A 26,544-nucleotide genomic window follows, 5' to 3' on the forward strand; every position below is an offset into this window, starting at 1 on the left:
CTGTCGACCGTGAAGGTTCCAACGCCGTACGAGGACCTGCTCCGCCACGTTCTCGATTCCGGCACCGCCAAATCGGACCGCACCGGAACGGGTACCACGAGCATCTTCGGGCACCAGATGCGTTTCGATCTCAGCGAAGGCTTTCCGCTGATCACCACCAAACGGGTGCACCTGAAGTCGATCGTCTACGAATTACTGTGGTTTCTGCGCGGCGAGTCCAATGTCGAGTGGTTGCGCGAGCACGGTGTCAGTATCTGGGACGAGTGGGCGGCCCCGGACGGTGAACTCGGCCCCGTCTACGGCGTGCAGTGGCGATCGTGGCCGACGCCGTCGGGCGAGCACATCGATCAGATCTCCCAGGTGATGGAGACCCTCCGCACCAACCCGGATTCACGACGCATGATCGTCTCGGCGTGGAACGTCGGCGAGATAGCGCAGATGGCGTTGCCGCCGTGCCATGCGTTCTTCCAGTTCTACGTTGCAGACGGCAAGCTGTCCTGCCAGCTGTATCAACGCAGTGCCGATCTGTTTCTGGGCGTTCCGTTCAACATTGCGAGCTATGCGTTGTTGACGCACATGGTGGCGGCGCAGGTCGGCCTCGAGGTCGGTGACTTCGTCTGGACGGGCGGGGACTGCCACATCTACGACAATCACTGCGAGCAGGTCGCCGAGCAGTTGACCCGCGAGCCGTACGCATACCCGAAGCTGAATCTCGCACAACGTGATTCGATCTTCGATTACACCTTCGAAGATGTCGAGGTCGTCGGGTACGAGCACCACCCAGCCATCAAAGCGCCGGTGGCAGTCTGATGTCCCCTCGTCATATCGGAATGATCTGGGCACAGACCACTGGCGGAACCATCGGCGACGGCAACTCCATCCCCTGGCGAGTACCGGAGGATCTTGCACATTTCAAACAGATCACCGCTGATCATGCGGTGATCATGGGGCGGAAGACTTGGGATTCGCTTCCGCCGAAGTTCCGTCCGCTGCCTGGCCGTCGGAACGTCGTTGTCACGCGCAACCCGGACTGGCAGGCGCGAGGCGCTCAGGTCGTCTCCAGCGTCGAAGCTGCGCTGAGTCTCACCGACGGCGACCCCGCCTGGATCATCGGCGGCGGTGAGATATACCGAGCGGCAATGCCGTTGGCGACGGAGTTGCAGGTCACCGAAATCGACCTCGATATCGACGGCGACACCTCGGCGCCGGAGGTCACCGGTGAGTGGTCGGCACTTACCGGACAATGGTTGATCAGCCGGAACGAAGGCATCCGATATCGCCACGTTCAGTACGGCAAGGCTTAACAAAGTACTTGATCTGCACAGTCATTCGAGCAGACCACTCTGACCGAAGCTGCTCGTAGGTCATACTGAGCGCATGGACAAGAAGTCACTCACCGCCCTTGCCCGACAACAGTTGAAGCTCGCCGTCGGCACATCCAGTGGCAGAAGTTCACAAACCGTTTACGGCGGTCATCAGCGCCACCTCCGTCAGACAGTGGTAGCCCTCGTCGCAGGTACCAAGCTCGGCGAGCACGACCTGTCCGGAGAATCGACCGTGATCGTCCTCAGCGGTCAGCTCAAGCTTGTCAGCGGCGAGAAGTCATGGAAGGGCTCCGCCGGCGATCTCCTGGTCGTCCCGGACGCGAGGCACAGCGTCGAGGCTGTCGAAGACGTCGCGTTTCTCCTGACCGTCGCCATCTAGGAGCCGCGAACCACCATCACCGGGCAGTCGGCAGTCTGGATCAACGCGTAGCTGGTGGATCCGAGCAACATGCCGGTGAATCCGCCTCGTCCACGACTGCCGACCACGATCAGCGCAGCCTGCTCGGACAACTGACTGAGCACGCGCACCGGACGATCCTGTGCGACGACGCGCCGCACCTCGACGTCCGGGTACTTCTCCTGCCAGCCTGCAAGACTTTCCGCGAGCACTGCTTGCTCGGAGGCGGAGATGACATCCCAGTCCTGCGGTACACCTGTGCCGTGCGAGAGGCTGACATCGGACCAGACGTGCACCGCTATCAACGCCGAACCACGTTGCGCTGCTTCGTCGAACGCGGCAACGATCGCAAGCTGATTGATTTCCGAGCCGTCGACTCCAACCACTACCGGCCCCTGAGCCGGCGGTAGACCATCCATGGACCGCCCACGGACCACGACGACCGGGCCGGTGCAATGCGCGCTGAGCGCGACCGCTACCGATCCGAGTACCCCTGAATCCGACTCGCCGAGCCCGCGCGCACCGAGGACCACGAGGTCGCTTCTGGACGACTCGTCGAGCAGAACGTCGACTGTGTTGCCCTCGCGCGCTTCGACGACGATGTCGAGAGGGGCACCTTCGACCGACTCACGGGCGAGGATGCGGGCGGCATCGAGTCGTGAGCCGGCTACTGCGTGCGCTGTTTCGCCAGGGTCTCGCGTCGTAGGTGAAAGATGCGGTGCGATGGCGGTGACTATGCGCAACACCGCATTCCTGGCGACGGCCGAATGGGCGGCCCAGATCGCCGCACGGTCCGCCGATTCCGATCCGTCGATGCCGACGACAATGGTTCGGGGTCTGTTCACGTGCGAACCTCCGGTAAAGGATCAGATGTCGGACCAGGATAGACGACATGCGGTCCTGACGGGGGGCAACAAAAGGTGCCTCTCTCCGGTTCCATCATCGAAACCGGAGAGAGGCTACTTTTCCCACAGACCCCCCGGGGAGCTATTTCCTCGTACGTCGCCCCTACGATGCACGGAGCTTTTGAGCCTCGATCACTTCCGCCTGGTTCTCCAAGTCGTCGAGGAAGTCCGAGAGAATCGCCCTGCTTCCCGCGCCCCGGTCGAGATCGACACGATCGAAAATTCGCCAGTGCCTCAGGATCGGCAACAACACTTCGTCGAGATGACGTCGCAGATCATAGATCCCGTTGCGTGAGACAAGCATCGCGCTGCGTTCGAAACCTGGCATGCCGGTGCCCGGCATCCGAAAGTTGAGGATGACCTCGGTGATGGCCTTCGCCATCTGGGTAGGTGCGATATCGAGCGCGGCAGACGCTGCATCGCGAAGAAAATCCAAGTGCAGTTGCTGGTCCGCGACGATGCGGCCCAGAAGTTTCGTAGCCACCTGATCGTTGCACTCGGCCGCGGTGTTTCGATGACTGACCATGGTGGCCATGACGTCGACCGTGGCGTGAACGATCGACCGCAGCAGGTGTTGCCCTTCCATCGCGGACTCGATCCCCACGGTCATGCACTGAAAACGCGCTCGGTCCAACGCAACCGGATCTACGCTTTGCGTCGCCACCAGGTATCGATGGATCGCCTCGGCGTGACGCTTCTTCTCACCGTTCCACTCGCACATCCACCTGGACCACGTGTTGCGAGCGGTACTCGTCCCATACACTTCGCGGTGATCGAGCGCAGTACTACTGTGCGTGAGTAGCGCGGTGACCAGCGCTGCCTTGGCGGTTTCGGTCAGGGTGGATCGGCGCTGACGCCAGTACCTCTCGGGATCGACATACTCCGCCGGGTCCCAGGTGGTCGCTGCAGCCAAGTGCCTGTGCAGATTCGCTCCGATCACGGGTTCCAGCTCTCGAAGCAATACCAGTTGACTCACCGCTCCGCTGACCATCCACACCCCTCGATCGCACGCTCGCTCGTGTCTTCAAGCCGACAGAACGGCCGTCCGTCGACGTTAAGCGGCCGACCACCTTGTTGTGAACCAGATACCGATTGTTTAGGCCATGTCGCAAGCTACGGGACATGAAGTTGAGAGCCTTCACAAATTCTTTCTTTCAAACCCTGGATAACGCGTTCATAACATCCTATGATCAAGTCCGTTAGTAGCCCAAAAACAAACCTGAAGTATGCAAAAAGTGGTTATATGTCATAGGTCGAGTAAAAAACATTCAAGTTTGCACTATAAAACCTGTGAGAAATCCTGTTCCCTCCAGCGCTGAAGTTCCTACCCGAAGGGCTGATCTGTGACCGTTCACAACACGAAGAGTCTCGGAATAATGGTCGCAGGCGAGCTCGCGTCCGCTCCGCTTCGCGATTTCCGTGCCGTGGCGCGCCAACTCGTCGGCCACTTCGCCGCCAACACTCCCTGCGGTTCACTGCCCGGCGAGCAGTTGCACGGCGACGTCACCGAATTCACCGTCAAATGCATCAGCATCGCGGTCCAGATGCTCGACGAACGTCGACCTCCCAACGAGAGCGATCTTGCCCAACTGCGAGCCAAGGCGAGCCAGTGGGCACGCGAGGGCGTTCCACTCGAATCAGTGCTCACCGTCTACCACGAGGGTATTCAGATCGGCTGGAATCTCGTATCCAAGCGCGCAGGCGAAGGTGACACCAGCAACCTGATCGAGGCAGCCAGGATGTTCGTACTGCTGTCGGAGAAAGTATCCATCGCGGCGTCCAAAAGCTATGTCGAGGAACTCCAAGCAGTCGCCAGCGAACACCACACAGCTGCACACACATTGGTCTCCTCACTACTCAGCGGCCACAACGCCGTCGCAATTGCGCGACAGTCCGGCATAGAACTAGCCGAGAGCTACCTCGTACTCGCGATCTCAGTCCCCCCGCACCCGGACGAGAACGACCCGGCGATCCAGAAGACAGTCGCGGCCCGTCGCAAGCTACGACGCGTTCAAGCCGAATTGGCAACGATATGCGGCCGCACTCCGCTGTCGATGCTGAGCACCGAGGGCGGCACCGTGCTCATCCCCGGTGTCCACGACGAAGAATGGGTCGAAGCTCTGGTCCATCGCATCAGCACCGCCGCCGAAGTGCCCGTCACCGTGACAGCCGAGCAGGCTGCCATGACCGACATCCCCACAGCGGCCGACCAGGTCCATGAACTTCTTGCGCTCGCGCATCAACTTCACCGACCTTCGGGGCTGTACCGAATGGACGATCTGGTCCTCGAATACCAGCTCACCCGGCCAGGTCCGGGCCGCCGTCACCTTCGCCAAATCCTGGAACCACTCGACTCTTCGCCGGAGTTGCTCGAGACGCTCGAGATCCATATTTCGCACGACCTCAACCGACAGCGATCGGCGAGGCAGCTACATCTACACACCAATACGGTCGACTATCGACTCAAGCGCATCGCTCAGCTCACCGGTTTCGATCCGACCCGGCCCTCTGGCATCCGCCACCTGCAAGCTGCGCTGGTCGCACGCCGACTCGAAGCATCTCAGGGTGCTGCTTAGAAAGCCCCCGCCCAGGGTAGTAACAGTGAAGGAATAGTTGCTCCAGGGTTGTGGTTGAACACTTCGACAGCGTTCGATCCATGCCCCGGGTACCAACAACATTGCCGCTTCGAGCGGCCTCTTGCCGAGAGGCGCACTGGCGGACGCTGTCACTACACGAGAACCGCCCGCACCTGTGTGGGCGGTTCTCCTTTTTGGAACGGGAGCCATGAACATGGCAGCACTGTCGCTTCGCCTCGACCGCGTCGTCAAGCAGTACTCGGCCGGAGATCAACCGGTTCGAGCCCTCGACGGCGTAGATCTCACGATCGAGGGTGGACAGTTCGTCTCGCTCGTCGCTCCCTCCGGCGCAGGGAAGAGCACCTTGTTGCATATGCTCGGCGCCCTCGACGTACCCGACTCGGGATCGGTCATCTTCGACGGCGTCGACATCACCCGGTTGAGCGACAACGAGCAATCGGACTTTCGACGGCACAAAGTCGGCTTCGTGTTCCAGTTCTTCAATCTGCTCCCGACGATGTCGGCATGGGAAAACGTCGCCGTCCCCAAACTTCTCGACGGAATGCCCATACGTAAGGCAAAAGCCGATGCACTCCGCCTGCTCGACATGGTCGGCATGGCCGATCGCGCCGAGCACCGGCCCGCGCAACTGTCCGGTGGACAGATTCAACGCATCGCCATAGCCCGAGCTCTCGTCATGAATCCGGCGCTGCTGATCGCCGACGAACCGACCGGCAACCTCGATTCCAAGACCTCGCAGACCGTTCTGAACATCCTCGCCGACATAGCCCACGACAGCGACGGCACCCGAGCCGTCGTCATGGCGACGCACGATCTCGAAGCCGCTCGCAATACCGACCGGGTCATCAGCATGCTCGACGGCCGGATCGACACCGACGTCCTGTCGGGTTCCGAACTGTGATCGAAACCGCTCTCAGCCGATTCCGAGTCTTCGGGCTTCGAGATCTGCGCACGCACTGGGTTCGATCGCTCGTCTCAGCGGCCGTCGTCGCCGTCGCCGCAGGACTGCTCATCGCAGTGCTCGGAACATACGGTTCGCTCACCGGATCGGTCGAACGGCTCACCGCCTCCATTGCCGGTAACGCGGACCTCGAGGTCATCGGCGTCACCGACAGTGGGTTCTCCCAGTCCGAACTCGAGGTGGTTCGTGCAGTACCGGGCGTCGACGCGGCCGTTCCCATGCTCCGCAGCGAACTCGTGACCGGGATCGGGAAGATCACCGTCATCGGCGTCGACTCCTCGATCACGGCACTGGACTCCGATCTGCAATCCGCAGTCTCCGGATCGGTCACCGAATTCGCCAAACCGGGAGCAGTGCTCGTCGGACCCTCGACGGGATTGCGGGAAGGCGATAGTTTCGACGTCGGCGGGACACCGTTGACCGTCGCCGGTGTGGTCTCCGGTGCAGGGTCGCAGCGAATCGGCGGCGGAATGTTTGTTCTCGCACCACTGAACTTGGCGCAGACGCTCACCGATCGCGCAGGAAAAATCGACTCCATCTTCGTGATCGACGGTTCGAATCAAGGCGTCGAGGAAGCAGTGACCGACGCCGTCGCCGGCCGCGTCGCGGTGATGGATCCAGACTTCCGAGCCGATCGAGCGGACGCGGCGATCAGCCTGACACGCAACGCGACGTTGATGGTCTCGCTCATCGCCTTCGTCGTCGCGGGCTTTCTCGTGTTCAACGTCATGAACATGGCAATAGCCAAACGCCGACCCACCATCTCGGTGTTGCGCTCACTCGGCGGCAGGCGATCGACCATTGTCCGCGACCTCCTCGGTGAAGCAGCCCTCGTCGGATTGATCGGCGGGGCAATCGGCACTCCACTGGGAATTTTCATGGGCCGCATCGCCATCAGCAGTCTGCCGCCCTTTCTAGTACAAGAAATCGACACTCGCATCGAATACGTGCTGCCGGGCTACGCCATCCCCGTAGCGATCATCGCCTGCATCCTGGCCTGCGTCGGCGCCTCCGCGCTCGCCGCAGTTCAGGTGTACCGAATCTCGCCGGTGGAAGCACTCGCCGTCGGGGGCTCGGAGACCGACGCCGGCAGACGAAGGTCCGTCACGGTAGGAGCGGCAGCACTCGGAGTGCTCGGTGTCGTCGGAGCCGTCGTCCTCGCGTCCACCATCGAAGGGCAGCTCACCCTCGCCGCAGGTGCACTGTTCCTGGTCGGCGTCGTAGCTCTCTGCGTCAGCGGAACCGATCTCATCGTCGACGCCGTCGCCGCACTCCCCCGCCGCTGGGGCGGCGCAGGCCGACTCGCGACGGCCACCGTCGAACGCGCACCGCGACGGATCTGGGCGACGGTGATGACCATCGTCGTCGCCGTCGGAGTCAGCGTCGGCGTGTCGGGAGCCCTGGACAATTTGACCTCCGCAGCGACAGATTCACTGTCCTCTCTCGGACGCACCGACATCTACGTTTCGCTCACCCCCAGCTCGGTGGTTCCCGCGGGCTCCACCTTGGATCCTGCAGTGGTGCAACGTGTCCGCGACACCCCAGGGGTACAGAACGTGGTCGAAGGCCAATGGGCCTACGCCACGCTCGGCGAAGAATTCGTCTCCATCCAAGCCGTCGGCGAGGGCAGCAATGCCGTCACCCTGTCCGTCCTCGACGACGACGTTCGCGCTGCGGTGTTACGCGGTGACGGTGTCGCGATTTCGCGCACACTCGGTGAAGCACAAGGCCTTTCGGCTGGAAGTATCATCGAGCTCCCCACCCCGACAGGCATCCGAGAAGTCGAAGTTCTCGCGCTGGTCGACTACCTCAACGCGGCAGGCGGAACAATGGCCATCTCGCTGCAATCGATGCAGCAATGGTTCGACCGCCCCGGCGCGACCTACCTCGAAGTCGCCGTCGACGGCGACGCCGCCACCGTACTCGGCGAACTCGACTCCACCCTGCCGCCCGAGGTGTACGTGTACTCGGGCGAGGAAGCACTGGCCGGAGCCAGTGGGTCCATCGCACAAGCAGGGGCACTGGCCGTCGCGCTCCAATGGATCGTCGCACTCGTCGCCGCCGTAGCACTGCTGAACACACTGACACTGTCCGTCCTCGAACGCCGACGCGAACTCGGCGTCCTGCGCGCCATGGGCGGGCGCCGCAGCACACTCGCACGGATGGTCATAGCGGAGGCAGTCGCCGTCGGGATCGTCGGCGGCATCCTCGGCATCGGAATCGGCGCCGCCCTGCAGTACCTCAGCACCCTCATCCTCGGCGCGAGCACCGGAATCTTCATCCCCTACTCCATCGGGCCGACCGTGGTCATCTACGGACTCGTCGCACTCGTCCTCTCCCTCATCGGATCGGCACCCCCAGCCCTCCACGCTGCACGTTCGACAATCGTCGACGCGATTGCCGCCGACTGACAAGGCGAGTTGTACACTCGCACGTGCACAACTCGCCTTCGTAGCTCAGGGGATAGAGCAACCCTCTCCTAAAGGGTAGGTCGCAGGTTCGAATCCTGCCGAGGGCACCAAATCTCTTCCTCCGCTCTGAACAGAATTGCGCGCACCCGTTCCGGACCAGCGCTAGGGTTCGGCCCATGGCTGAGGTCATCAGCATTCAATCGCGCCGGCCGCCGCGCACTACGACACCGCGAAGCCGCCCAGCCGGACGACGGCAATGGAACCGTTGTGGCGCGAGGTGGTGGGCCGTCGACTACGCAAACGCCGACAGTCCCGAGGCGACACATTGTCCGACACCGCGACGCGCGCCGGAATTTCACCGCAGTACCTTTCCGAAGTACAACGTGGCCGCAAGGATCCGCCGAGCGAGATCCTCGCTGCCGTCGTCGGTGCGCTGCAGACGTCCATTGCCGAGATCGCCGAGATTGCCGAGATCGTAGGCCTCGCGCACCATGACCTCACCCGGGTGGCGTCAGCATGCTCGCCGCTCAGCGGTTCTTCAGAACCTGGTCGACGATTCCGTAGTCGAGAGCTGCCGACGCAGTCGGCACCAAGTCTCGGTCGGTGTCATGCCGGAGCTTCGCTACGTCTCGGCCGGTGTGCTCGGCGAGTATTGCCCTCCATCTCCGACCGCACACGCACCACCTCGGCGGCTGCCAGGATGAGGTCGGGGATGGTGCCGCGACCTTGCGCTGCCGGTTGATGCAAGACCACCCGACTGTGGGTCAATGCAGCTCGACGTCCCGGCGAACCTGCGGCAAGCAGGACTGCCCCCGCCGCGACGGCCTGACCGATACATGTAGTTGCAACCGGAGATCCGATGAACTGCGCGATCAGTGCATTCGCAACACCCGCATCGATGCCGGTTCCGACGTACACGATGCGTTCGCTGAGTAGGTGCGAATAGACATCGACGACTCGTTCGCCGCGTGAATCTCGTGTGATGACATTGGGATTGGTGTACGAGCTCATCACTGCACCCCCACCCCGACCTGCATGCTCCACTTCGACTGCCGAACCGCCGATGCCTGCGGAGCTTTGGTGCAAAAGTTGTCGGCGGAGGTCGGAGGAGAACATTCGCGGTGTCGAGTCGGTCATGGCTCCACTATTGCTCACGAGAACTGTTGCACCCCAATGTCTCTGCCGAGAGCAGAGATTTTCGACGCCCATCCGCTCATAGCAGCGGGGTGCAGGTCGACAACTCCAGTGGGGCTTGCGGATACGACTGGGGTTCGATATTGTCGAACATACGTTCGAGATTGGGGGATCTCATGCAGGTATCCGAGGTACTGGAGTTCGTGGCGCGACTGAACGAGCTGAAACCCGTGCCCGACGCGGCCACCGGAATCGACCTGATCACCGCTCTGGAGACCGCAACCTGCGCGTGCGCAGCAGCCCAGGCAGTGGCCACCGATGCCGTCGCCGTCTCGATCAGCGAGCAACGGAAGGCGCTCGGAAAACCCAAGGCGCAGTGGAGGGCAGGCCTCGCCTCGCAGATCGGACTCGCGCGGCGCGTGTCCCCGAACAAGGGTGCCACCTTCCTCGGGTTGGCACGATCACTCGTGCACGAGATGCCGCACACGCTCGACCGCCTACGCGGCGGTGAGCTGAACGAGTATCGCGCCATCCTGATCGCTAGAGAGACAGCATGTTTGACGGTCGAGGACCGGCAGGTCATCGATAGACGGCTGTGTGCGGACGGGCACATCCTGAATGGACTCGGTGATGACGCCATCGCCGCGAGGGCCCGCGCGATGGCCGCTGAACTCGATCCCGCGTCGGTAGTGAAGCGCTTCGAAAAGGCGTTCTCGGCGCGCCGCACCAGTACTCGGCCACAACCGGACTTCATGTGCCAATTCACCACGGTGACATCGATGGATCGCGCGGTCTGCATGTGGGCGACCCTCCGACGTGACGCCGACTCGATCGTCAACGCCGGCGGAGAAAGCCGAACCAGGGACCAGATCATGGCCGATCTGGCATACGAGCGCATCACCGGAACGACATCAGCGGGCGCGGGCGCACCGGTGTCGGTCAACCTCGTGATCGCCGACACGACTCTTCTCGCCGACAGCACCGACCCCGCTCACCTGCAGGGATACGGCGAGATTCCCGCAGTCATCGCCCGCAAGTTGGTAGGCACTGCGTGTGCGGACACCACACGGGTCGAGCTCCGCAGGGTGTATGCCACCCCCTCGACCGGCGCGCTCACCGCGATGGAATCGAAAGCTCGAATCTTCCCAACAGCGCTGGCCCGATTGATCGACCTGCGTGATCGAACGTGCCGAACACCGTGGTGCGACGCACCGATTCGTCACCACGACCACATTCGGTCCTACGCACGCGGGGGCGACACCAGCGCGAACAACGGTGCAGGCTTGTGCGCCGCATGCAATCACGCCAAGGAAGCAGACGGGTGGAGTGCCGAACCTCGAAAAGCACGGAAGCCCGGCGTCATCCACATCTACGACATGACCACACCGACCGGGCACGAGTACAGCTCGACAGCACCGCCGATGCCCGTGGTCATCAGCTACCCGTCGTTCATCGAGCAAGAGTTGGTGATCGACCTCTCCGCGGCGTAGATGCCTGATGGGTCACTCCGGGAAGGAAACGACAGCGGCACCGGTTACACTGGTCACCGACGCGCGTAGCTGCACGTCAGACGTCGTGGAATGCTTCTACTTCCGCCCGGCCCCGGCCGCGTAGTCCATGTGCACCGCGCACAGGCTTTTCTTACGGCGATCGAAACTGCCCACCGGCAGTCTCGCCACCCCTTTGCACTTGTCGGGCGTACAGCCCGTGGTGCAACACCTTGCCCGAAAGGCGCATCACATCGTTATGACTACCTTTGCTTCACTCGGCGTTCCGAACGCGCTCGCCGAAGTTCTCTCCAGCCAGGGCAAGGTCGACGCCTTCCCTATCCAGGCGGACACACTCCCCGACACTCTCGTAGGACGCGACGTTCTCGGCCGCGGAAAGACGGGCAGTGGCAAGACACTCGCTTTCTCTATCCCCATGGTTGCCCGCCTCGCTGGACAGCTCCCAGGCAACCGCAAGCCAGGCCGCCCACGCGGACTGATCCTTGCCCCCACCCGTGAGCTGGCGACACAGATCGCCGCCGCAATAGAACCGTTGGCCGCGGCGTACAAGCTCAGCGTCACCACCATTTTCGGTGGCGTCTCGCAGAACCGTCAGGTATCCGCCCTCAAGGGTGGCGTCGATATTGTCGTCGCCTGCCCGGGCAGGCTCGAAGACCTGATGAAGCAGCGCCACGTCTCACTCGACGGCGTGCAGATCACCGTTCTCGACGAAGCCGACCACATGGCCGACCTCGGGTTCCTTCCGGTCGTCACTCGAATTCTGGCGGCTACCCCACCGAAGGGTCAGCGTCTCCTGTTCTCGGCGACGCTAGACAACGGCGTCGACAAGCTCGTCAAGCGGTTCCTCACCGACCAGGTGACGCACTCCGTCGACGAAGTCGACTCACACGTAGAAGCCATGACGCACAGCGTCTTCGAGGTCGACGGTGTCGAATCCAAGAAGAAGCTCGTGCAGCAACTGGCTTCGGGCACCGGACGTCGCATCCTGTTCATGCGAACCAAGCATCAGGCCCGCAAGCTCGCCAAGCAGCTCACCGAAGCTGGAATCCCGTCGGTCGACTTGCACGGCAACCTCTCTCAGGGCGCGCGTGACCGCAACCTACTCGCATTCTCCTCGGGTTCGGCGCGCGTACTCGTCGCCACCGACGTCGCCGCTCGCGGTGTGCACGTCGATGACGTTCAGCTCGTCGTGCACGTGGATCCGCCTGCCGAGCACAAGGCATACCTGCACCGCTCGGGCCGCACCGCTCGCGCGGGAAGCGCCGGAGATGTCGTGACGGTCGTTCTCCCGGAGCAGCGCAAGGACACCGCAATCCTCTTGCGCAAGGCCAACATCAAGGTGACCCCGGTCCGCGTCACGGCCGACTCACCTCAGGTGTCCGAACTCGTCGGCGAGCAGGCTCGGTATGTCGAGCCCGTACCAGTCAAGGCTGTTCAGCAGCCTCGTCAGGGCAGTCCACGCGGTAATGGGGGCTCACGCAGCAGCAACCCTCGCAGCGGCGGCGCTCCGCGTCGCAGCGGCGGTGGCGGTCAGGGCCAGGGCAGCCAAGGCGGCGCAGCACGCCAGCACGCAGCCGGCGGCGGCGGCGGACGTAGTCGTCGTCCCGCAGGGCCTGCCGCGAGCCGTACTCGCTAGATCCAAATAAGAACTGTGCGCGCGCAACCGATGGTTGCGCGCGCACAGTCGTTTTCGGACTTGTCGTTACAGCGTGCGGGCGTAACAGATCGAGGTCAGCGCACCGACGTACGGGCCGAAGGGCTCGATCCTGGTGTAGCCCTCCCGCTCGAAGAACCTCACTGCGTCCAGTTGACGCGATCCGGTTTCCAACTTGAGAGTGTGGATACCGTGAGCTCGTGCGCTCTCTTCGAGCTTGCGCAGGATGGCGGCCGATGTACCGCGACCTCGTTCGGCGGGAATGACGTACATCCGTTTGATCTCAGCCTCATCACCGGCAAGTAACCGAAGTCCACCACACCCGATGCCCACCGATGAGTCGTCTCGCGCGACGACGAACACCAGCATGTCCTCCCCGGATGGTGGCATCCCTGGTTCGTGGCTGCTGTTTCCGTACCGAGAATCCAACTCCGCCCGCTGAGCGGCCCGCAATTGTGCCCCGGCCGGGGTATCCCAGCCTTCTTCTTCCACCGTGATCACTCCGCTATGCCTCTCTGATTCCTACTGGCGTGAGTGCAAGGACGATGCTGGCACACTGGACCGGTGACCGAAAGCCGCACCGAAAACCGCACGTCGACTGCGCTGACGCCTGTCGAACTAGCGACGGCCGCCGTGATGAGCAGCTTTGCAGTCGCTCTCTCGGTGGTTGCGATGGTGGTTCCGCTGGCCACCGCGTTACAGATCGTAGCTGCTGTTCCGATGGCTGTCGTCGCGCAACGCCATCGCACTCGGGTGCTCGTCTCGGCAGCTGTGGCCGGGACTCTCGTCGCGTTCGTTGCGGCCGGGTGGTCGACGGCGATCACCGTGGCCACGGCTGCTCTTCTCGGCGGGATGGTCGGCCGAGCCAAACGTCTCGGTCATGGGCTGTTCCGGGTACTTGTCACCTCAGCTGTCGTCGGGCCGGCCATCGGTTTGGTGACGGTGGCCGTGTTGTTCGTGTTGGCGCCACTGCGTGAGTTGTTTCTGAAAACTATCGAGAACACCATCGAGGGTGTCGCCCGACTGATGTCGAGGACCGAAATTCTGATCCCGGCGGCGGACACGTTGCGCTCGGGTGTCGGTGCCGTGCTGGACAACTGGTGGTGGTGGATACTCGGCACCGCGATATTCAGCATCGTGGTCGGCGTGTTCTTCACGTGGCTGATCCTCGGAGCAATTCTCGACCGTCTCTCGACGATCCCCGTCGCTGATCATCTACCTGCCGCGGTCGACGGAGTGGTCGCACCGCTTCCTGTCCGCTTGAACAACGTCGGGTTCAGCTACGACGGCTCCCGCACCGCCGCCTTGCAGGGCCTCGACCTCACCATCGATTTCGGGGAGTTCGTCGCCGTGGTCGGACACAATGGGTCCGGAAAGTCGACGCTGACTCGAATCCTCGCGGGGCGTACACCCACCACCGGGACCGTGGACCGTCCCGGTGTCGCCGGTTTAGGCCTGGCAGGCGGAACGGCTGTGGTTCTGCAGCGTCCGGAGAGTCAGATCCTCGGTAGCCGCGTCGGCGACGACGTCGTGTGGGGTCTTCCCGCAGACGCCGAAACCGATATCGATGCGTTGCTGACCGAAGTGGGTCTGGGCGGAATGGGCGCACGCGACACCTCGACTCTGTCTGGCGGTGAAATGCAACGGTTGGCGGTCGCGGCTGCACTGGCGCGGCGCCCCGCATTACTGATCGCCGACGAAGCAACCACGATGGTCGACGCCGCAGGCCGAGCGAGCCTGGTGGCGCTGCTGGCCGATCTCCCCACTCGACACCGGATGTCCGTCGTACTCGTGACCCACCAAGAGTTGGAAACGGCCGCGGCCGATCGCGTCGTACATCTCCACGGCGGGACACAGGTGCAGCACAGCGCCGAATGGATGCGTACGGCGTTCCTCGACCGGGCGACTACCCATTTTCGTGCCGGACCACCGATCATGACTCTCCGCGGCGTCGGGCACACCTACAACAGGCGCACACCGTGGTCGCAGTTGGCGCTCACCGGAATCGACCTGACTGTGCATGCAGGGGACGGGCTACTTGTCCTGGGCGGCAACGGATCCGGAAAGTCCACGCTCGCATGGATTCTCGCCGGACTGACCAAGCCGTCGACCGGGACCGCAGATTTCGAAGGTTCTCCGGTGTCGGACAAAATCGGTGTCGTAGGTTTGGCTTTTCAACACTCACGGTTACAACTTCAGCGCCGCACGGTCGCAGAGGACATCGCGGCTGCCGGGGGCCCAGAAGTAGGTTCCGTGCATGTCTCTCGCGCAATGGACGCGGTCGGCTTGGATCGACTGCTCGCAGGTCGAGAGATCGATTCACTCAGCGGCGGACAGATGCGTCGAGTCGTCATCGCCGGACTCGTAGTGAACAAGCCTCGGGTGCTCGTTCTCGACGAACCGCTCGCCGGACTCGATCCGCCGGGACGAACCGACATCATCGGTGTGCTCGGTCAACTACGACGTCAGGGAATCGCGATAATAGTCATTTCGCACGACATCGACGGTATCGACAGCGTGTGCGACCGAACGATCACCCTTGCCGGCGGGCGCATCACGTCCGAAACGACAACCCGCGGAGTGCCATCGTGACAACTGTTGTACTGCGCCAAGTTCCGCGACACTCGCCGATCCACCGGCTCTGGGCGGGCACGAAGCTGATGTCGGTGGTGCTGATCAGCATCACACTGCTGATCGCGCCATCGTGGCCCGCCCTCGGGATCGTCGTCGGCCTACTGGTAGTCACCGCGATCATCGCGCGCGTGCCGCCTACCGCCATACCCCGCCCGCCGAAGTTGATCTGGGTTCTCTTCCTGATCGGCGCACTCATCAACGCCCCGTTGGGGTTCTCGGCGGTGCTGCTGTTTCTGCGGGCAATGGTGTTCGCATTCGTGCTACTCGGAGCGTCACTGATGATCGGTTGGACGACGTCGATGAGCGATATCGCACCCGCCGTCTCCATTCTCGGAACGCCGCTGAAGAAGCTGAGATTGCCGGTCGACGAATGGGCCGCGACCGTCGCATTGTGCCTACGTTCACTTCCGTTGCTGATCGAGGAAATGCGCGTCATGATCGCTGCCCGACGCCTGCGCCCCAAATCTGTTCTCAACAGCGTCGCGGACAATTCGATCGTCGACCTCATCACGGCAACGATGTCCATTGCCATCCGACGGGCCACGGAAATGGGCGAGGCAATTACTGCCCGCGGAGGCGCTGGACAAATTACCGCCTACCCCAGCCGACCGCAACTGCCCGACGTCATCGCCTTCGCTGTCATCCTGCTCAGCTGCGCCGCAGCCGTGGTGGTCACGTTCGCGTTCTGAGCAGAGCGGTCCGACTATTCCCCGCCGATGCGTTGGGTTCGACTGTTGAGTGCTTTGACGAATACGTCGGGGATGTCGCGCGGGTCTTCGGCGATATAGCTCGTTCCGCCGGTTGCCGCGGAAATCTTCTGCAAAGCAACAGGATCCGCATCAGTTGTGATACCGACGGTAACGATGACCACGGGCCGAACCGGATCCTGCTCGCGTTGGAGGGTGGCGAGCAGATCGTCGAGGCTAGGGCTACCCGCATCTTCGTTGGCACCGTCGGTCAAGAGAATGACGCTGTTGACGAAGTTGGGGTTGTAGCCTGCTTTGACATTGCGGAAGGCAGCGAGCGTCGTGTCGTAGAGACCAGTGCCCCCGCCGACCAACGACGGTAGCGTCCGGATGGAGGCCAGGATCGCTTCACGTTGAGGAAGACCGTTGACGACGTTGCTTTGAGGTCCTATCGGGACCAGTTCGCGATAATCCTGACTACCTCCACCGAGGCCGATCGAGAACGCCCACAAGCCCATCTCTGCTTGCGAATTGAACAGTGCGTTACCGCCGAGACTGGCCTCCACGGTCAGTGCGATGCGGGTCGAGTCACCCGACTTGGCTGCCATCGACCCGGACACGTCTTCGACCACAATTGTCCGCAGTGGCAGGGCCAGCACCGACCAATCCCGCAGAGTCGACTCGATGGACAATGGATTCTTCAGTTCGAGGGCCGCGGCCGACCCGACACCGGTGCCGTCGGTCAACGGAGTTCCACTGGCCTGCCGAAAACCTGCGTCGAGCAGCGCATCGACTGTCGTCGAGTTCGCCAGCAGCGAGGCCAGGGCAGCCCCTGCCTTCTTCGCAGCGTCGTAGTCCGGTCCCATTGCTGCGGTCACGGCGAGCGGGTAGTCCAAAAAGTAGCTGCCGGTCGGCGGGACCGATGCGAGCAGAGGCGCCTGCGGGTTGGCCTTGTTGTAGGCCACCACGCTCTGTTCGGTGGCGACACTACTGCCCCCCTCGGCAGCGACCTGCGCTACCAGGTCGGTCGTACCGTGTGGCGTATCTGCGATTCGCCCATAATCCTGTGCCATAGGAACAAGGGCTGCCGACACTGCCTTCGGATCGGAGATCGCGACCTCCGATTCGGCCAGCGCTCCAAGTATCGAGGCGATCGAGACGCTGCTGTTGAGTGGATCTCCAATTCGCTGTTGCGGGGTCTGCAGAACCTGCAGCCAATTCTGTGCCGCAAATGGTTCGCCCAGACTCGTAACCACGACCGGCAGAGTTTTGGCGACCGAGGACTTCGCAACTTCCGGTAGCGCCCCCGTCGAGCGGAGAGTCTTGAGCAACCAGAGCGTCGAATCGGGAATCCACAGGTCTGGCCGGCTGCCATCGGCACCGGCAAGCTCCGTTGCGGTATCGGTCGGCGCCTCGGCGCGGACCTCGAAATCGGTACAACCTCGTTCGAGTTCGCTGGACCGGGTCAACACCTCGGTCACCACCGTCTCGATGGTCGGGTCCACGGCCAGAGATACCTGGCCCGTGGAATCGCAACCTGCCACCGTCGCGCGTACGGCCTGGACTCCGAAGTACCCGCCCACGACGACCACAACCGCGACCAACACAACCGCAGCCAATTTTGCAGCCGGAGTGCTCCGAGTTCCTGTTCCGTGACGCCCAGACATTTCCGCGCACTCCCCCATTGGTCAGCTATTTAGCAGCGACCTGCATCATGCACCAAAATGCGACATATGGAGACGCTTACCCCAAAAAAGCCCAAAAATCAGCGACCTGATCGACTTTTGAGAGCATTCACGAATACATTCGGAATTTCTGCTGGATTTCGAGCCAAAAAGCTTGTACCGCCGGTGGCCGAAGAGATCTGTTGAAGAACTCCAGCGTCGGCGTCGTCCGTGATTCCGATGGTGACGATGATGACCGGCTTCGTCGGATCCTGTTCCGAACGGAGTGTGGACAGCAATTCCTCGAGTCCGACGCTGCCGGGATCCTCGTTGGAACCGTCGGTCAGGATGATCACGCTGTTGATGTAGTCGGGGTCGTATCCCTCTTTGACCTTGCGGAATGCGGCGAGAGTCGTGTCGTACAGGCCAGTACCCCCGCCGACGAGACCCGGGAGGGTGGCGATCTGCTGGACGACGAGGTTGCGTTGCGAGGTCCCGTTCACGTCTTCGTCGAGACGGCGAATCGGAACCAATTCCTTGTAGTCCTGGCTGCCGCCGCCGAGGCCGATCGAGAATGCCCACAGCCCCATCGCCGCATTGTTGGGGAACAGCTTGCTTCCCGTTTCGCTGGCTTGAACGGTCAATCCGATGCGCGTGTCCGCGCCGGCACCGTAGGCCATCGAACCGGAAACGTCCTCCATCACCAGAGTTCGCGACGGCAGGGCCAGCACTTGATATTGCCGCAACGTCGCCTCGGCGGTCTGCTGGTCGGCGATGGTCAACGTCAGGATCTTTCCGACACCGCGGCCGTCGCTGAGAGGCGTGTTGTCCGGTGGACGGAAGCCCGCGTCGGACAGCGCTGCCAGGCCGGAAGAGGAGCCAAGTGCATCGGCGACGGCGAGTCCGACGGTCTTGGCGCTCTCGTGAGAGTCACCGGCGGGTTCGGTGACGGCGAGTGGGTAATTGAGGAAGAAGCTACCCGGCGGCGGTGTCGTGGCGCCGAGCTCGGTGCCGGTCGACTTCTCGTAGTCCACCAGCGTCTGTTCGGAGACGACGGAAACTCCACCATCGGCCGACATCTCGTCGAGGCGAACAACCGGATCTGCTTCGCCTCTCGTCGAAGCCTGCGCCTGCGCGATCGGGACCAGGGCAGCGGATACGGAGTCGACAGTGGCGGCGTCTGCACCGGCCTCGGCGAGAGCACCGAGGATCGCAGCATCGGAAATGGTGTTGGTCAACGGATTTCCGATCCGGAGACTTTTGAGTTGTAGCGCGGTGAGCCAGGTGTCGAAGAACGGCACCTCGTCTCGGCGAGCGGCGATCACCGCAGGCGAGCTCGCGACGGACTGACTGGCGACATCGACGAGCGAACCGGTCGCCCGGACTGTCTTACCCACCCAGAGTGCCGAATCCGGTATCCACAGCGAGGGGACATCCACGCCTTTGGACACGGCAGCGGATGCCTCTCCCGAGTCGGTGGCCGTCACCTCGATGTTTGCGCAACCGAGATCCTCGGCCGACGTGTCGTCGACGATGCCCTTCACGACGCTCGCGATCGCCGGGTCGGCAGCAAGGGTGTAGGTGGATGGATCCTTGCATCCGGATCCGAATGCTTTCTGCGCGGCGAAGACGCCGACACCGACGATCACCAGGAGTACGACAGCGAGGACGCCGTACTTCACCAATCCCGTCGAGTTGGTGGCCGAGCTAGCGGCACTATGTTTCGCTGAACTGTGTCTACCGGGCATTGTGAAGAACCTCTCCGTATGAGCTGGAGCCTCCGATCAGACCCCCACTGCGCGGCTCGCCGAAGCGTATCGCGGCTTTGACCTGCACGCGTTATGCGTAGAGCGACTCGAAGGTCTTCAACGAGTTCTCGATGTCCCCTTTGAGAGCTCGTGCGACAACGGAGCCGATGGGACCGAACAGGGGTGTGCCGCCGAGATCGATGTCGAGAGTCAACTGCGATCCGCCGTTTCGGGCAGCGCTCACCGATAGCACGAGTGCGATCTTGACGCCGCCTTTGCCGTTGCCCTTCAGCTTCAGCTTGTTCGGCGGGTCGTAGCTTTCGATGGTCCAGCGCACCCGATTTCGCATGCCTTTGACGCTGGCGACCGAGTCCAGAGTGGTGCCGACGGCGAGCTCGGCGGGTAGGTCACCGCGCCACGCCTCGTGAATCGAAAGCCACTTGTCGTAGTCGGAGAGATCGGACGCATGCGTCCACGTTTGTGCCGGGTCGAGGGGGACGTCGGCGGTCACTTTGAGCTTGGCCACAGCACGGATCGTAGCCGGACACGTCGAGACGCCCGTGTGAGGAGCACATACACGGGCGTCTCGATTGGTAAAACCCAAGGTCAGTGGGCTGAGGCCTTCTCTGCGCCGATGCCGGTCAAGGAACGGACCTCCATCTCGGCCTGCTTCGCCTTACTTTCCGAATCCTTCGAAATCAATGTGCCGACGATGCCGAGGATGAACGCGAGTGGGATCGATACGATGCCCGGGTTCGACAGCGGGAACCAGGCGAAATCCGACCCGGGAATCATCGAGGTCTTCGAGCCGGACACTGCAGGCGAGAAGACGATCAGGACGATGGTCGAGATCAAACCGCCGTACATGCTGAACAGTGCGCCGGTGGTGTTGAACCGACGCCAGAACAACGAGTACAGGATGGTCGGAAGGTTCGCTGCCGCCGCGACGGCGAATGCCAGTGCCACGAGGAATGCGATGTTCTGACCGTTGGCAAGAATTCCGAGGCCGATGGCGATGACACCGATGACGACGGCCGTGATGCGCGAAACCTTGACCTGCTTCTTCTCGTCGACGTTGCCCTTCTTGATGACGCTGGCGTAGATGTCGTGGGCGAAGGATGCCGACGCGGTGATCGTCAATCCTGCGACGACGGCAAGGATCGTCGCGAACGCTACTGCCGAGATGACGCCGAGGAGAATGACGCCACCGAGTTCGAAGGCGAGCAGTGGTGCAGCGGAGTTCTGGCCACCTGCCGACGCGAGGATCCGGTCGGGTCCGACGATCGCGGCAGCACCGTAACCGAGGACGAGGGTGAACAGGTAGAAGGCACCAATGAGGGCGATCGCCCACACGACACTGCGTCGAGCTTCTTTCGCGGTAGGCACGGTGTAGAACCGCATCAGAACGTGCGGTAGACCTGCGGTTCCGAGAACCAGTGCGATACCGAGCGAGAGGAAGTTGAGCTTGGAGGTGGCACTGCCGCCGTACTGCGCGCCCGGTTCGATGATGTCGCGTGCTGCTACTGCGCTGTCGGCGGATCCGGACACCATGGTCTGCGCACTACCGATGAGCTCGGAGAAGTTGAGTCCGAACTTCGCCAGCACGAGAACGGTCATGAATGCGGCGCCGACGATCAGGAGCACCGCCTTGATGATCTGCACCCACGTCGTGCCCTTCATTCCGCCGATGAGGACGTACGCAATCATCAGCACACCGACGATCGCGATGACGATCGACTGACCGGTGCGGTCGGAGATATCGAGAAGGAGGGCAACGAGACCGCCCGCGCCTGCCATCTGCGCCAGCAGATAGAACAGCGAGACCGTCAGCGTCGACAGTGCAGCAGCCGTACGCACCGGCCCCTGCCGCAACCGGAAGCTCAAGACGTCTGCCATCGTGAATTTGCCTGTGTTCCTGAGCAATTCGGCGACCAGCAGCAAGGCGACGAGCCACGCGACGAGGAAGCCGATGGAATACAGAAAGCCGTCGTACCCATAGACGGCGATCGCGCCTGCGATACCGAGGAAGCTTGCGGCAGAAAGGTAGTCACCGGCAATCGCGATACCGTTCTGCGGTCCGGAGAATCCACCGCCTGCGGTGAAGAACTCCGACGCCGTGGTGTTCTTCTTGCTGGCCCGGATGACGACGACCATCGTGATGAGCACGAAGGCCACGAAAATGGAGATGTTGACTATCGGCTCGCCGACTGTCGTGTCTGCTGCTTGCGCGAGATTCATCGCTTCAACTCCTGGGAGGCTTCCATCTCGGTACGCAGGGCCAGCGCGCGTGGGTCGAGTTCACGGTTCGCGAATCTCACGTAGATGCCGGTGATCGCGAAGGTGGTGACGAACTGTCCGAGACCGAGCAACAGGCCGATGTTGATGTTTCCCCATACGAGAGTGGACATGAAGCCTGTCGCGTAGGTGCTGAGCAAGACGTACACGAGGTACCAGAGGAGAAAGAACGCCGTCATCGGAAAGACGAAGCTGCGCAATCTACGTCGTAGCTCCTGAAACTCCGGACTCGCCTGCATGTCGATGAATGCCTGCGCATCCGGTGGCGGCGGTGAAGTATCCGGTCGTGTCACCTTGTCAGCTCCTCATCTAGCTCGTCACGGGCTGTGACTCACATCTTCAGAGGCAACGGTAGGAGAGCCAGCTCACAAAATGATGCAGTGGTGGCGATCACACGTTCAGCTGTCGGGTTGTGCGCCGAACGGTCGCGTGGAAACGGCGAACGGACTCACAACTCCTGCTCACGATCGCGACCGACGCCGAGACGTTCGGGTGCATGAAGCCTGGTGAAGATTCGGCCGACGTCGGCCGGAATCGACGAAGACGTCACCTTGCTCACCACGATCATCAGAGCGAACGCGATCGGCACGCTGACCGCGGCCGGGTAGCCCAGAATCGCAGTGGCCCAACCGCCCCACAATCGATCGGGAATGCCGAACACCGACAACGACGCGGCGCCGAGCGATAGGACGCCGCCGCCGATCAGTCCTGACGCCGCCCCGGCCGGAGTCAGGCCGCGCCACCAGATACCGAGCACGAGCAGCGGACACAGCGTCGACGCGGCGACGGCGAAGACCAGACCCACCGTCCTGGACAAGTCGAGCGAGACCAGCCCGAGGGACAGAACCAGCGGGACCACCCCCGCGAGAATCGCAGCGATGCGGAAGTCTCGGACCCTGCCCCGCAGAACGTCGGTGCTCAGCACCCCGGCGATGCTTACCAACAGGCCCGAGGACGTGGACAGGAATGCGGCGATCGCACCGGCCGCGACGAGGGCAGCGAGCAGTTGCCCGCCCACCCCGGACAGCACCGACCCCGGCAACAACAGCACCGCCGCATCGGAAGCGCCGGTGATCAGCAGTTGGGGCACGTACAGGCGCGCGAACACTCCGAGCAGCGTGGGAAACAGGTAGAAGATGCTCAGAAGGCCGAGCACGGCGAGCGAGGTCAGCCGGGCCGCACGCCCGTCGGGGTTGGTGTAGAACCGCACCAACACGTGCGGTAGACCCAGGGTGCCGAGGAACGTCGCGAGTATCAGCGAATAGACCTGATACATCGGATGCGTTCCACCGAGACCCCAACCGGGCGAAGCCCATTCGCGATCGATCGTCGGCGCACCTGCGACCACCGGCACCGGAGAATCCGCGTCGAGAATCAGCGATGTCCCCTCACCCAGTTCGTGGGTGCCGCCGTCGAGGACAATCCTGCCGCCCACCGGTTCGTCGTCGACAGTGCCGTACACGGTCACCTCGATGCGTGAATCCACCTGCACCAGAACATCTGTGCTGATCTCGACGGTGGTCTCGCGGTCGACCGTCGGCGGGGCCGAACTCCCCACCACGCGATCGTCGCCGTAGAAGTGTAATGCCAGGACAACGGCGGGGACGGCAACAGCAGTCAGCTTGAGCCAGTACTGGAACGCTTGCACGAAGGTGATCGAGCGCATGCCGCCGCCCACCACATTCGCGATGACGATGACACCGACCAACGCTGCGCCGACCCATCCGGGTACGCCGAGGAGAATGTTCAGCGTCAACCCCGCGCCTTGGAACTGTGGAACCAGATAGAGCGCGCAGATGACGACGACGACGACCATCGCGAGCTTGCGGAGCCACAGTGATCCCAGCCTGAATTCGGCAAAGTCGGGAACGGTGTATGCGCCACTTCGTCGTAGCGGTGCGGCGACGAACAACAGCAGGCCGAGGTAGCCGGCGGTGAAGCCGATCGGATACCACAGCGCGTCGGCGCCGTATTTGGCGATGAGCCCGGCGACTCCGAGGAACGAGGCCGCGGAAAGGTACTCCCCCGAGATCGCCGCGGCGTTCCACCGCGGCCCGACGGTACGTGACGCGACAAGGAAATCGGAGGTGGTACGGGCCAATCGGACGCCGTAGATTCCGATCGCGACGGTAGCGACGGCGGCGGCCAACAACGCCGCCACCGTTACCCACGGCACTGCCACGGCTAGTCGTCCACGAGATCGGTGAACTCGTGTTCGTTGCGCTCCGCCTGGCGAACGTAGATCCATCCCACACCGAGAAGCAATGGGTAGATCAGCACGCCGAGTACCAACCACGGCAGTCGTATCCCGAACACCACTGCATCGGCGAATGCTGGAACCAACAGTCCGACAAGCGGAATCGCGAACAGTACACCCAACGCCAGTGCGGCCGATCGGATCGACAACCACAACTGCGCGCGCACGAGGCTTCTCACCATCGCGTCGCCCACTTCGGTCTGTTCCTGCACTTCGACGCGGGTGCGCACTATTCTTGCCCCACGCCGTTGCGCGAGGATCACGCGCTGCCGCGCGGGTTTCGCATCCGTCATGGGTTGGACCAAGACTGGTTGGACCAAGACTGATTGGACCAAGACTGTTTGGGCCCGGCCGGTTTGGACCATGCCTGTAGCGGCCCGCGAACAAGACGGTCCTTCAGCTCGCGGGCATGTCTGCGGCTCACCGGCAGCTCGGCGGCAGCAAGCTCGCCTTGTGCTCGTAGGCAAACCACCAGGCCCGATCCGACGCTTTTGATGCCCGTCACCAATGCCAAGGACACGAGGTAGGAACGGTGCACCCGCAAAAATCCGATGTCGGCCCAACGGCTTTCGAGCGTCGAGATCGGAATCCGAACGAGGTGCGACCCCCCGGTGGTGTGCAGCCTGGCATAGTCGCCCTCCGCCTCGACCCACCCGACGGACGAGCGCTGCACCAGTGTCGTGGTGCCGCCGAGTTCCACGGGAATGACCTCGTCGCTCCCCACAGACTCCCGACCGTCGGTGCGTCGACCCGCAGCGACGATCCTGCGCAACGACTCGGCGAGCCGCTCCTCGCGCAAGGGTTTGAGCAGATAGTCCACGGCGCCGAGATCGAACGCAGCAACTGCACGGTTCTCGTGTGCCGTCACGAACACCACAGCAGGTGGCCGAGCAAAGTTCGCGAGAATTCCAGCGAGCTCCAAGCCATCGAGACCCGGCATGTTGATATCGAGAAATACAGCATCGACGACGGGTGAGGACGGGCCCGGTTGCTGCTGTAGCCGTCGCAGAGCCGTGGTTGCGTCCGAAGCCGTGTAGACCTGGCCGACGACATCCTGCCTGTTCAACAGGTATGCAATCTCATCGAGCGCAGGTTTCTCATCGTCGACTGCGAGCACAGTCAGACGGGGATGAGCCGGGGCGTCGGGGGTCGTAGTCATGGGCGCCGCTCATGTTGCCAGATGGAGGTCACGCTCGAATACCTGCTTTGAATTTCGGCACCCGCATGCTCACCTTCGTACCCGATCCCGGCGCGGTGTCCACGACGAGGCCGTAGTCGTTGCCGAAAGCAGCACGCAACCTATCGTCGACGTTCGACAGCCCGACGTGAGCGTGGGTCGACCCGTCGGAGTCGGTGCTCGGAAAGCCTGCACGCAGCAGTTCCGGATCCATCCCGACACCGTCGTCCTCGACGCTGATCAAACAGTCGGTGCCCTCGTCGGCCGCCACGATCGTGATGCTGCCGCCGCCGGGGTGTCCGGCGAGCCCGTGCCGTACGGCGTTCTCCACGAGCGGCTGCAGTGCCAGGAACGGCAGCGCGACGCCCAGCACCTCGGGAGCTACCTGCAGGGTCACCTGGAGCGCATCGCCGAAGCGCGCCCGTTCGAGCGTCAGATACCGGTCGATGTTGCGCAACTCGTCGGCGAGGACGGTGAACTCTCCTGCGGTGCGGAACGAGTATCGCGTGAAGTCGGCGAACTCGAGTACCAGTTCACGTGCCCGATCCGGATCCGTTCGCACGAACGAGGCGATGGTGCCGAGGGCGTTGTAGATGAAATGTGGGCTGATCTGCGCTCGCAGTGCCCGTACCTCGGCACGATCCAACCTGGCGCGGGATGCGTCGAGCTCGGCGAGTTCGATCTGGCCACACGCATAGCGCGCGACCTCGGCTATAGCGCCCAGCGTGCCGGGCCCCGGCACCTTCGTCGTCACAGCACCGAGAACACCGACCACTCCGACGTCCTCGATGAGCAAGGGCTGGGCGATCAGCGCGCGTACCGCATGGTCCCCACCCAGCGGATACGCCAGCAGCACCCGACGCTCACCGTCGATCGCGCGTCGAGCAGCTTGGCGAAAGAGCTCCGACAGCTCGTCGTAGGGACCGTTCCAGGTCAACAGTTCGCCGTCCGAATCGCTCACCCCGAGTGCGTCGGTCCCGGTCAGTGCACGTAGATGAGGGGCAGCCTCAGCTGCGGATTCCGGGCCCAGTCCCTGCCGAAGTGGCCGTGCCGCGAGTGAGGCAGTGTGCAACGTGGAATGGACTGCCCGCTCCTCCGGCGTCGTCAGTGCGCGGCGTCCGCGCAGGCTGATCACGGCGATGGCGACGACTGCGAACGCCACGATCACGGCGAACCACATGAGCGCAGAAC

Annotated in this window: 23 protein-coding genes, 1 tRNA gene and 2 pseudogenes; 12 read left to right on the plus strand and 14 right to left on the minus strand. The window is 62.8% G+C overall.

Going from position 1 to position 26,544, the window contains the following annotated elements; all coding sequences use genetic code 11:
* Positions 1 to 9 precede the first annotated feature (9 nt).
* The 3 genes from E5720_RS05445 to E5720_RS05455 all read left to right on the plus strand — a co-directional run bounded on the left by E5720_RS05445 (position 10) and on the right by E5720_RS05455 (position 1,704).
* Positions 10 to 810, plus strand: coding sequence for a thymidylate synthase (locus E5720_RS05445; RefSeq protein WP_136169798.1), 801 nt, complete (start codon positions 10 to 12; stop codon positions 808 to 810).
* Positions 810 to 1,304 carry a dihydrofolate reductase gene (locus E5720_RS05450; RefSeq protein ID WP_136169799.1) on the plus strand — a complete coding sequence of 165 codons (495 nt, stop codon included), beginning with the start codon at positions 810 to 812 and terminating at the stop codon, positions 1,302 to 1,304. The genes E5720_RS05445 and E5720_RS05450 overlap by 1 nt, the downstream gene beginning before the upstream one ends.
* Positions 1,305 to 1,377: 73 nt before the next feature.
* Positions 1,378 to 1,704, plus strand: a complete 327-nt coding sequence (locus E5720_RS05455) for a cupin domain-containing protein (RefSeq protein ID WP_136169800.1) — start codon at positions 1,378 to 1,380, stop codon at positions 1,702 to 1,704.
* Here E5720_RS05455 and E5720_RS05460 read toward each other — a convergent pair.
* Entirely contained in the window at positions 1,701 to 2,567 is an 867-nt protein-coding gene (locus E5720_RS05460; RefSeq protein ID WP_136169801.1) for a universal stress protein, read from the minus strand. The genes E5720_RS05455 and E5720_RS05460 overlap by 4 nt on opposite strands.
* A gap of 163 nt (positions 2,568 to 2,730) precedes the next feature.
* Entirely contained in the window at positions 2,731 to 3,618 is an 888-nt protein-coding gene (locus tag E5720_RS05465; RefSeq protein WP_136169802.1) for an acyl-ACP desaturase, read from the minus strand.
* A gap of 352 nt (positions 3,619 to 3,970) precedes the next feature.
* Here E5720_RS05465 and E5720_RS05470 point away from each other — a divergent pair, with 352 nt between their 5' ends.
* The 5 genes and pseudogenes from E5720_RS05470 to E5720_RS05490 all read left to right on the plus strand — a co-directional run.
* Positions 3,971 to 5,203: a helix-turn-helix domain-containing protein gene (locus tag E5720_RS05470; RefSeq protein ID WP_136169803.1), complete on the plus strand. Its 1,233-nt coding sequence runs from the start codon at positions 3,971 to 3,973 to the stop codon at positions 5,201 to 5,203.
* A 223-nt stretch (positions 5,204 to 5,426) separates the two neighbouring features.
* Complete coding sequence (locus tag E5720_RS05475) at positions 5,427 to 6,125, plus strand: ABC transporter ATP-binding protein (protein WP_136172463.1); 699 nt, start codon at positions 5,427 to 5,429, stop codon at positions 6,123 to 6,125.
* Positions 6,122 to 8,596, plus strand: a complete 2,475-nt coding sequence (locus E5720_RS05480) for an ABC transporter permease (protein WP_136169804.1) — start codon at positions 6,122 to 6,124, stop codon at positions 8,594 to 8,596. The genes E5720_RS05475 and E5720_RS05480 overlap by 4 nt, the downstream gene beginning before the upstream one ends.
* Before the next feature lie 34 nt (positions 8,597 to 8,630).
* A tRNA-Arg gene (locus tag E5720_RS05485) sits at positions 8,631 to 8,706 on the plus strand.
* 146 nt (positions 8,707 to 8,852) lie between these two features.
* A pseudogene (locus tag E5720_RS05490) lies at positions 8,853 to 8,999 on the plus strand (helix-turn-helix transcriptional regulator); the annotation flags it as partial.
* On the opposite strand, the gene E5720_RS22340 reads toward E5720_RS05490, so the two are convergent.
* Entirely contained in the window at positions 8,952 to 9,089 is a 138-nt protein-coding gene (locus E5720_RS22340; RefSeq protein ID WP_348769863.1) for a hypothetical protein, read from the minus strand. The pseudogene E5720_RS05490 and the gene E5720_RS22340 overlap by 48 nt on opposite strands.
* Positions 9,090 to 9,123: 34 nt before the next feature.
* Positions 9,124 to 9,607: pseudogene (locus tag E5720_RS05495) on the minus strand (ATP-dependent Clp protease proteolytic subunit).
* A 299-nt stretch (positions 9,608 to 9,906) separates the two neighbouring features.
* On the opposite strand from E5720_RS05495, the gene E5720_RS05500 reads away from it, so the two are divergent.
* Together E5720_RS05500 and E5720_RS05505 are read left to right on the plus strand one after the other, a co-directional pair.
* Positions 9,907 to 11,220 carry an HNH endonuclease signature motif containing protein gene (locus tag E5720_RS05500; protein ID WP_136169805.1) on the plus strand — a complete coding sequence of 438 codons (1,314 nt, stop codon included), beginning with the start codon at positions 9,907 to 9,909 and terminating at the stop codon, positions 11,218 to 11,220.
* Positions 11,221 to 11,476: 256 nt separating this feature from the next.
* A complete protein-coding gene (locus tag E5720_RS05505) occupies positions 11,477 to 12,874 on the plus strand; it encodes a DEAD/DEAH box helicase (RefSeq protein ID WP_136169806.1) in 1,398 nt (465 codons plus the stop codon).
* A 66-nt stretch (positions 12,875 to 12,940) separates the two neighbouring features.
* Here E5720_RS05505 and E5720_RS05510 read toward each other — a convergent pair whose 3' ends face one another.
* Positions 12,941 to 13,393 (minus strand): GNAT family N-acetyltransferase, encoded by a 453-nt coding sequence (locus tag E5720_RS05510; protein ID WP_136169807.1) that lies wholly within the window; start codon positions 13,391 to 13,393, stop codon positions 12,941 to 12,943.
* A gap of 63 nt (positions 13,394 to 13,456) precedes the next feature.
* Between E5720_RS05510 and E5720_RS05515 the strand changes: the two genes are divergently transcribed.
* Together E5720_RS05515 and E5720_RS05520 are read left to right on the plus strand one after the other, a co-directional pair.
* Positions 13,457 to 15,484, plus strand: coding sequence for an ABC transporter ATP-binding protein (locus tag E5720_RS05515; RefSeq protein WP_247596179.1), 2,028 nt, complete (start codon positions 13,457 to 13,459; stop codon positions 15,482 to 15,484).
* Positions 15,481 to 16,215 (plus strand): energy-coupling factor transporter transmembrane protein EcfT, encoded by a 735-nt coding sequence (locus E5720_RS05520; RefSeq protein ID WP_136169808.1) that lies wholly within the window; start codon positions 15,481 to 15,483, stop codon positions 16,213 to 16,215. Before E5720_RS05515 ends, E5720_RS05520 begins: the two co-directional genes overlap by 4 nt.
* A gap of 14 nt (positions 16,216 to 16,229) precedes the next feature.
* On the opposite strand, the gene E5720_RS05525 is transcribed toward E5720_RS05520, so the two are convergent.
* The 9 genes from E5720_RS05525 to E5720_RS05565 form a co-directional block, all read right to left on the minus strand.
* Positions 16,230 to 17,879 carry a VWA domain-containing protein gene (locus E5720_RS05525; protein WP_136169809.1) on the minus strand — a complete coding sequence of 550 codons (1,650 nt, stop codon included), beginning with the start codon at positions 17,877 to 17,879 and terminating at the stop codon, positions 16,230 to 16,232.
* Positions 17,880 to 17,977: 98 nt separating this feature from the next.
* A complete protein-coding gene (locus tag E5720_RS05530) occupies positions 17,978 to 19,558 on the minus strand; it encodes a VWA domain-containing protein (RefSeq protein WP_136172465.1) in 1,581 nt (526 codons plus the stop codon).
* Between the two features lie 157 nt (positions 19,559 to 19,715).
* Positions 19,716 to 20,150, minus strand: coding sequence for an SRPBCC family protein (locus E5720_RS05535; protein WP_136169810.1), 435 nt, complete (start codon positions 20,148 to 20,150; stop codon positions 19,716 to 19,718).
* An 80-nt stretch (positions 20,151 to 20,230) separates the two neighbouring features.
* Positions 20,231 to 21,862, minus strand: a complete 1,632-nt coding sequence (locus E5720_RS05540; RefSeq protein WP_136169811.1) for a cation acetate symporter — start codon at positions 21,860 to 21,862, stop codon at positions 20,231 to 20,233.
* Positions 21,859 to 22,158, minus strand: coding sequence for a DUF485 domain-containing protein (locus E5720_RS05545; protein WP_136172466.1), 300 nt, complete (start codon positions 22,156 to 22,158; stop codon positions 21,859 to 21,861). Before E5720_RS05545 ends, E5720_RS05540 begins: the two co-directional genes overlap by 4 nt.
* 209 nt (positions 22,159 to 22,367) lie before the next feature.
* Positions 22,368 to 24,167 carry a cation acetate symporter gene (locus tag E5720_RS05550; RefSeq protein WP_136169812.1) on the minus strand — a complete coding sequence of 600 codons (1,800 nt, stop codon included), beginning with the start codon at positions 24,165 to 24,167 and terminating at the stop codon, positions 22,368 to 22,370.
* A complete protein-coding gene (locus E5720_RS05555; protein WP_136169813.1) occupies positions 24,104 to 24,469 on the minus strand; it encodes a DUF485 domain-containing protein in 366 nt (121 codons plus the stop codon). The genes E5720_RS05550 and E5720_RS05555 overlap by 64 nt, the downstream gene beginning before the upstream one ends.
* Positions 24,466 to 25,335 (minus strand): LytTR family DNA-binding domain-containing protein, encoded by an 870-nt coding sequence (locus E5720_RS05560; protein WP_136169814.1) that lies wholly within the window; start codon positions 25,333 to 25,335, stop codon positions 24,466 to 24,468. Before E5720_RS05560 ends, E5720_RS05555 begins: the two co-directional genes overlap by 4 nt.
* Positions 25,336 to 25,363: 28 nt before the next feature.
* Positions 25,364 to 26,533, minus strand: coding sequence for a histidine kinase (locus E5720_RS05565; RefSeq protein ID WP_168708410.1), 1,170 nt, complete (start codon positions 26,531 to 26,533; stop codon positions 25,364 to 25,366).
* Positions 26,534 to 26,544 lie beyond the last annotated feature (11 nt).

It is taken from the genome of Rhodococcus sp. PAMC28707, from assembly GCF_004795915.1.
GTDB lineage: Bacteria > Actinomycetota > Actinomycetes > Mycobacteriales > Mycobacteriaceae > Rhodococcoides.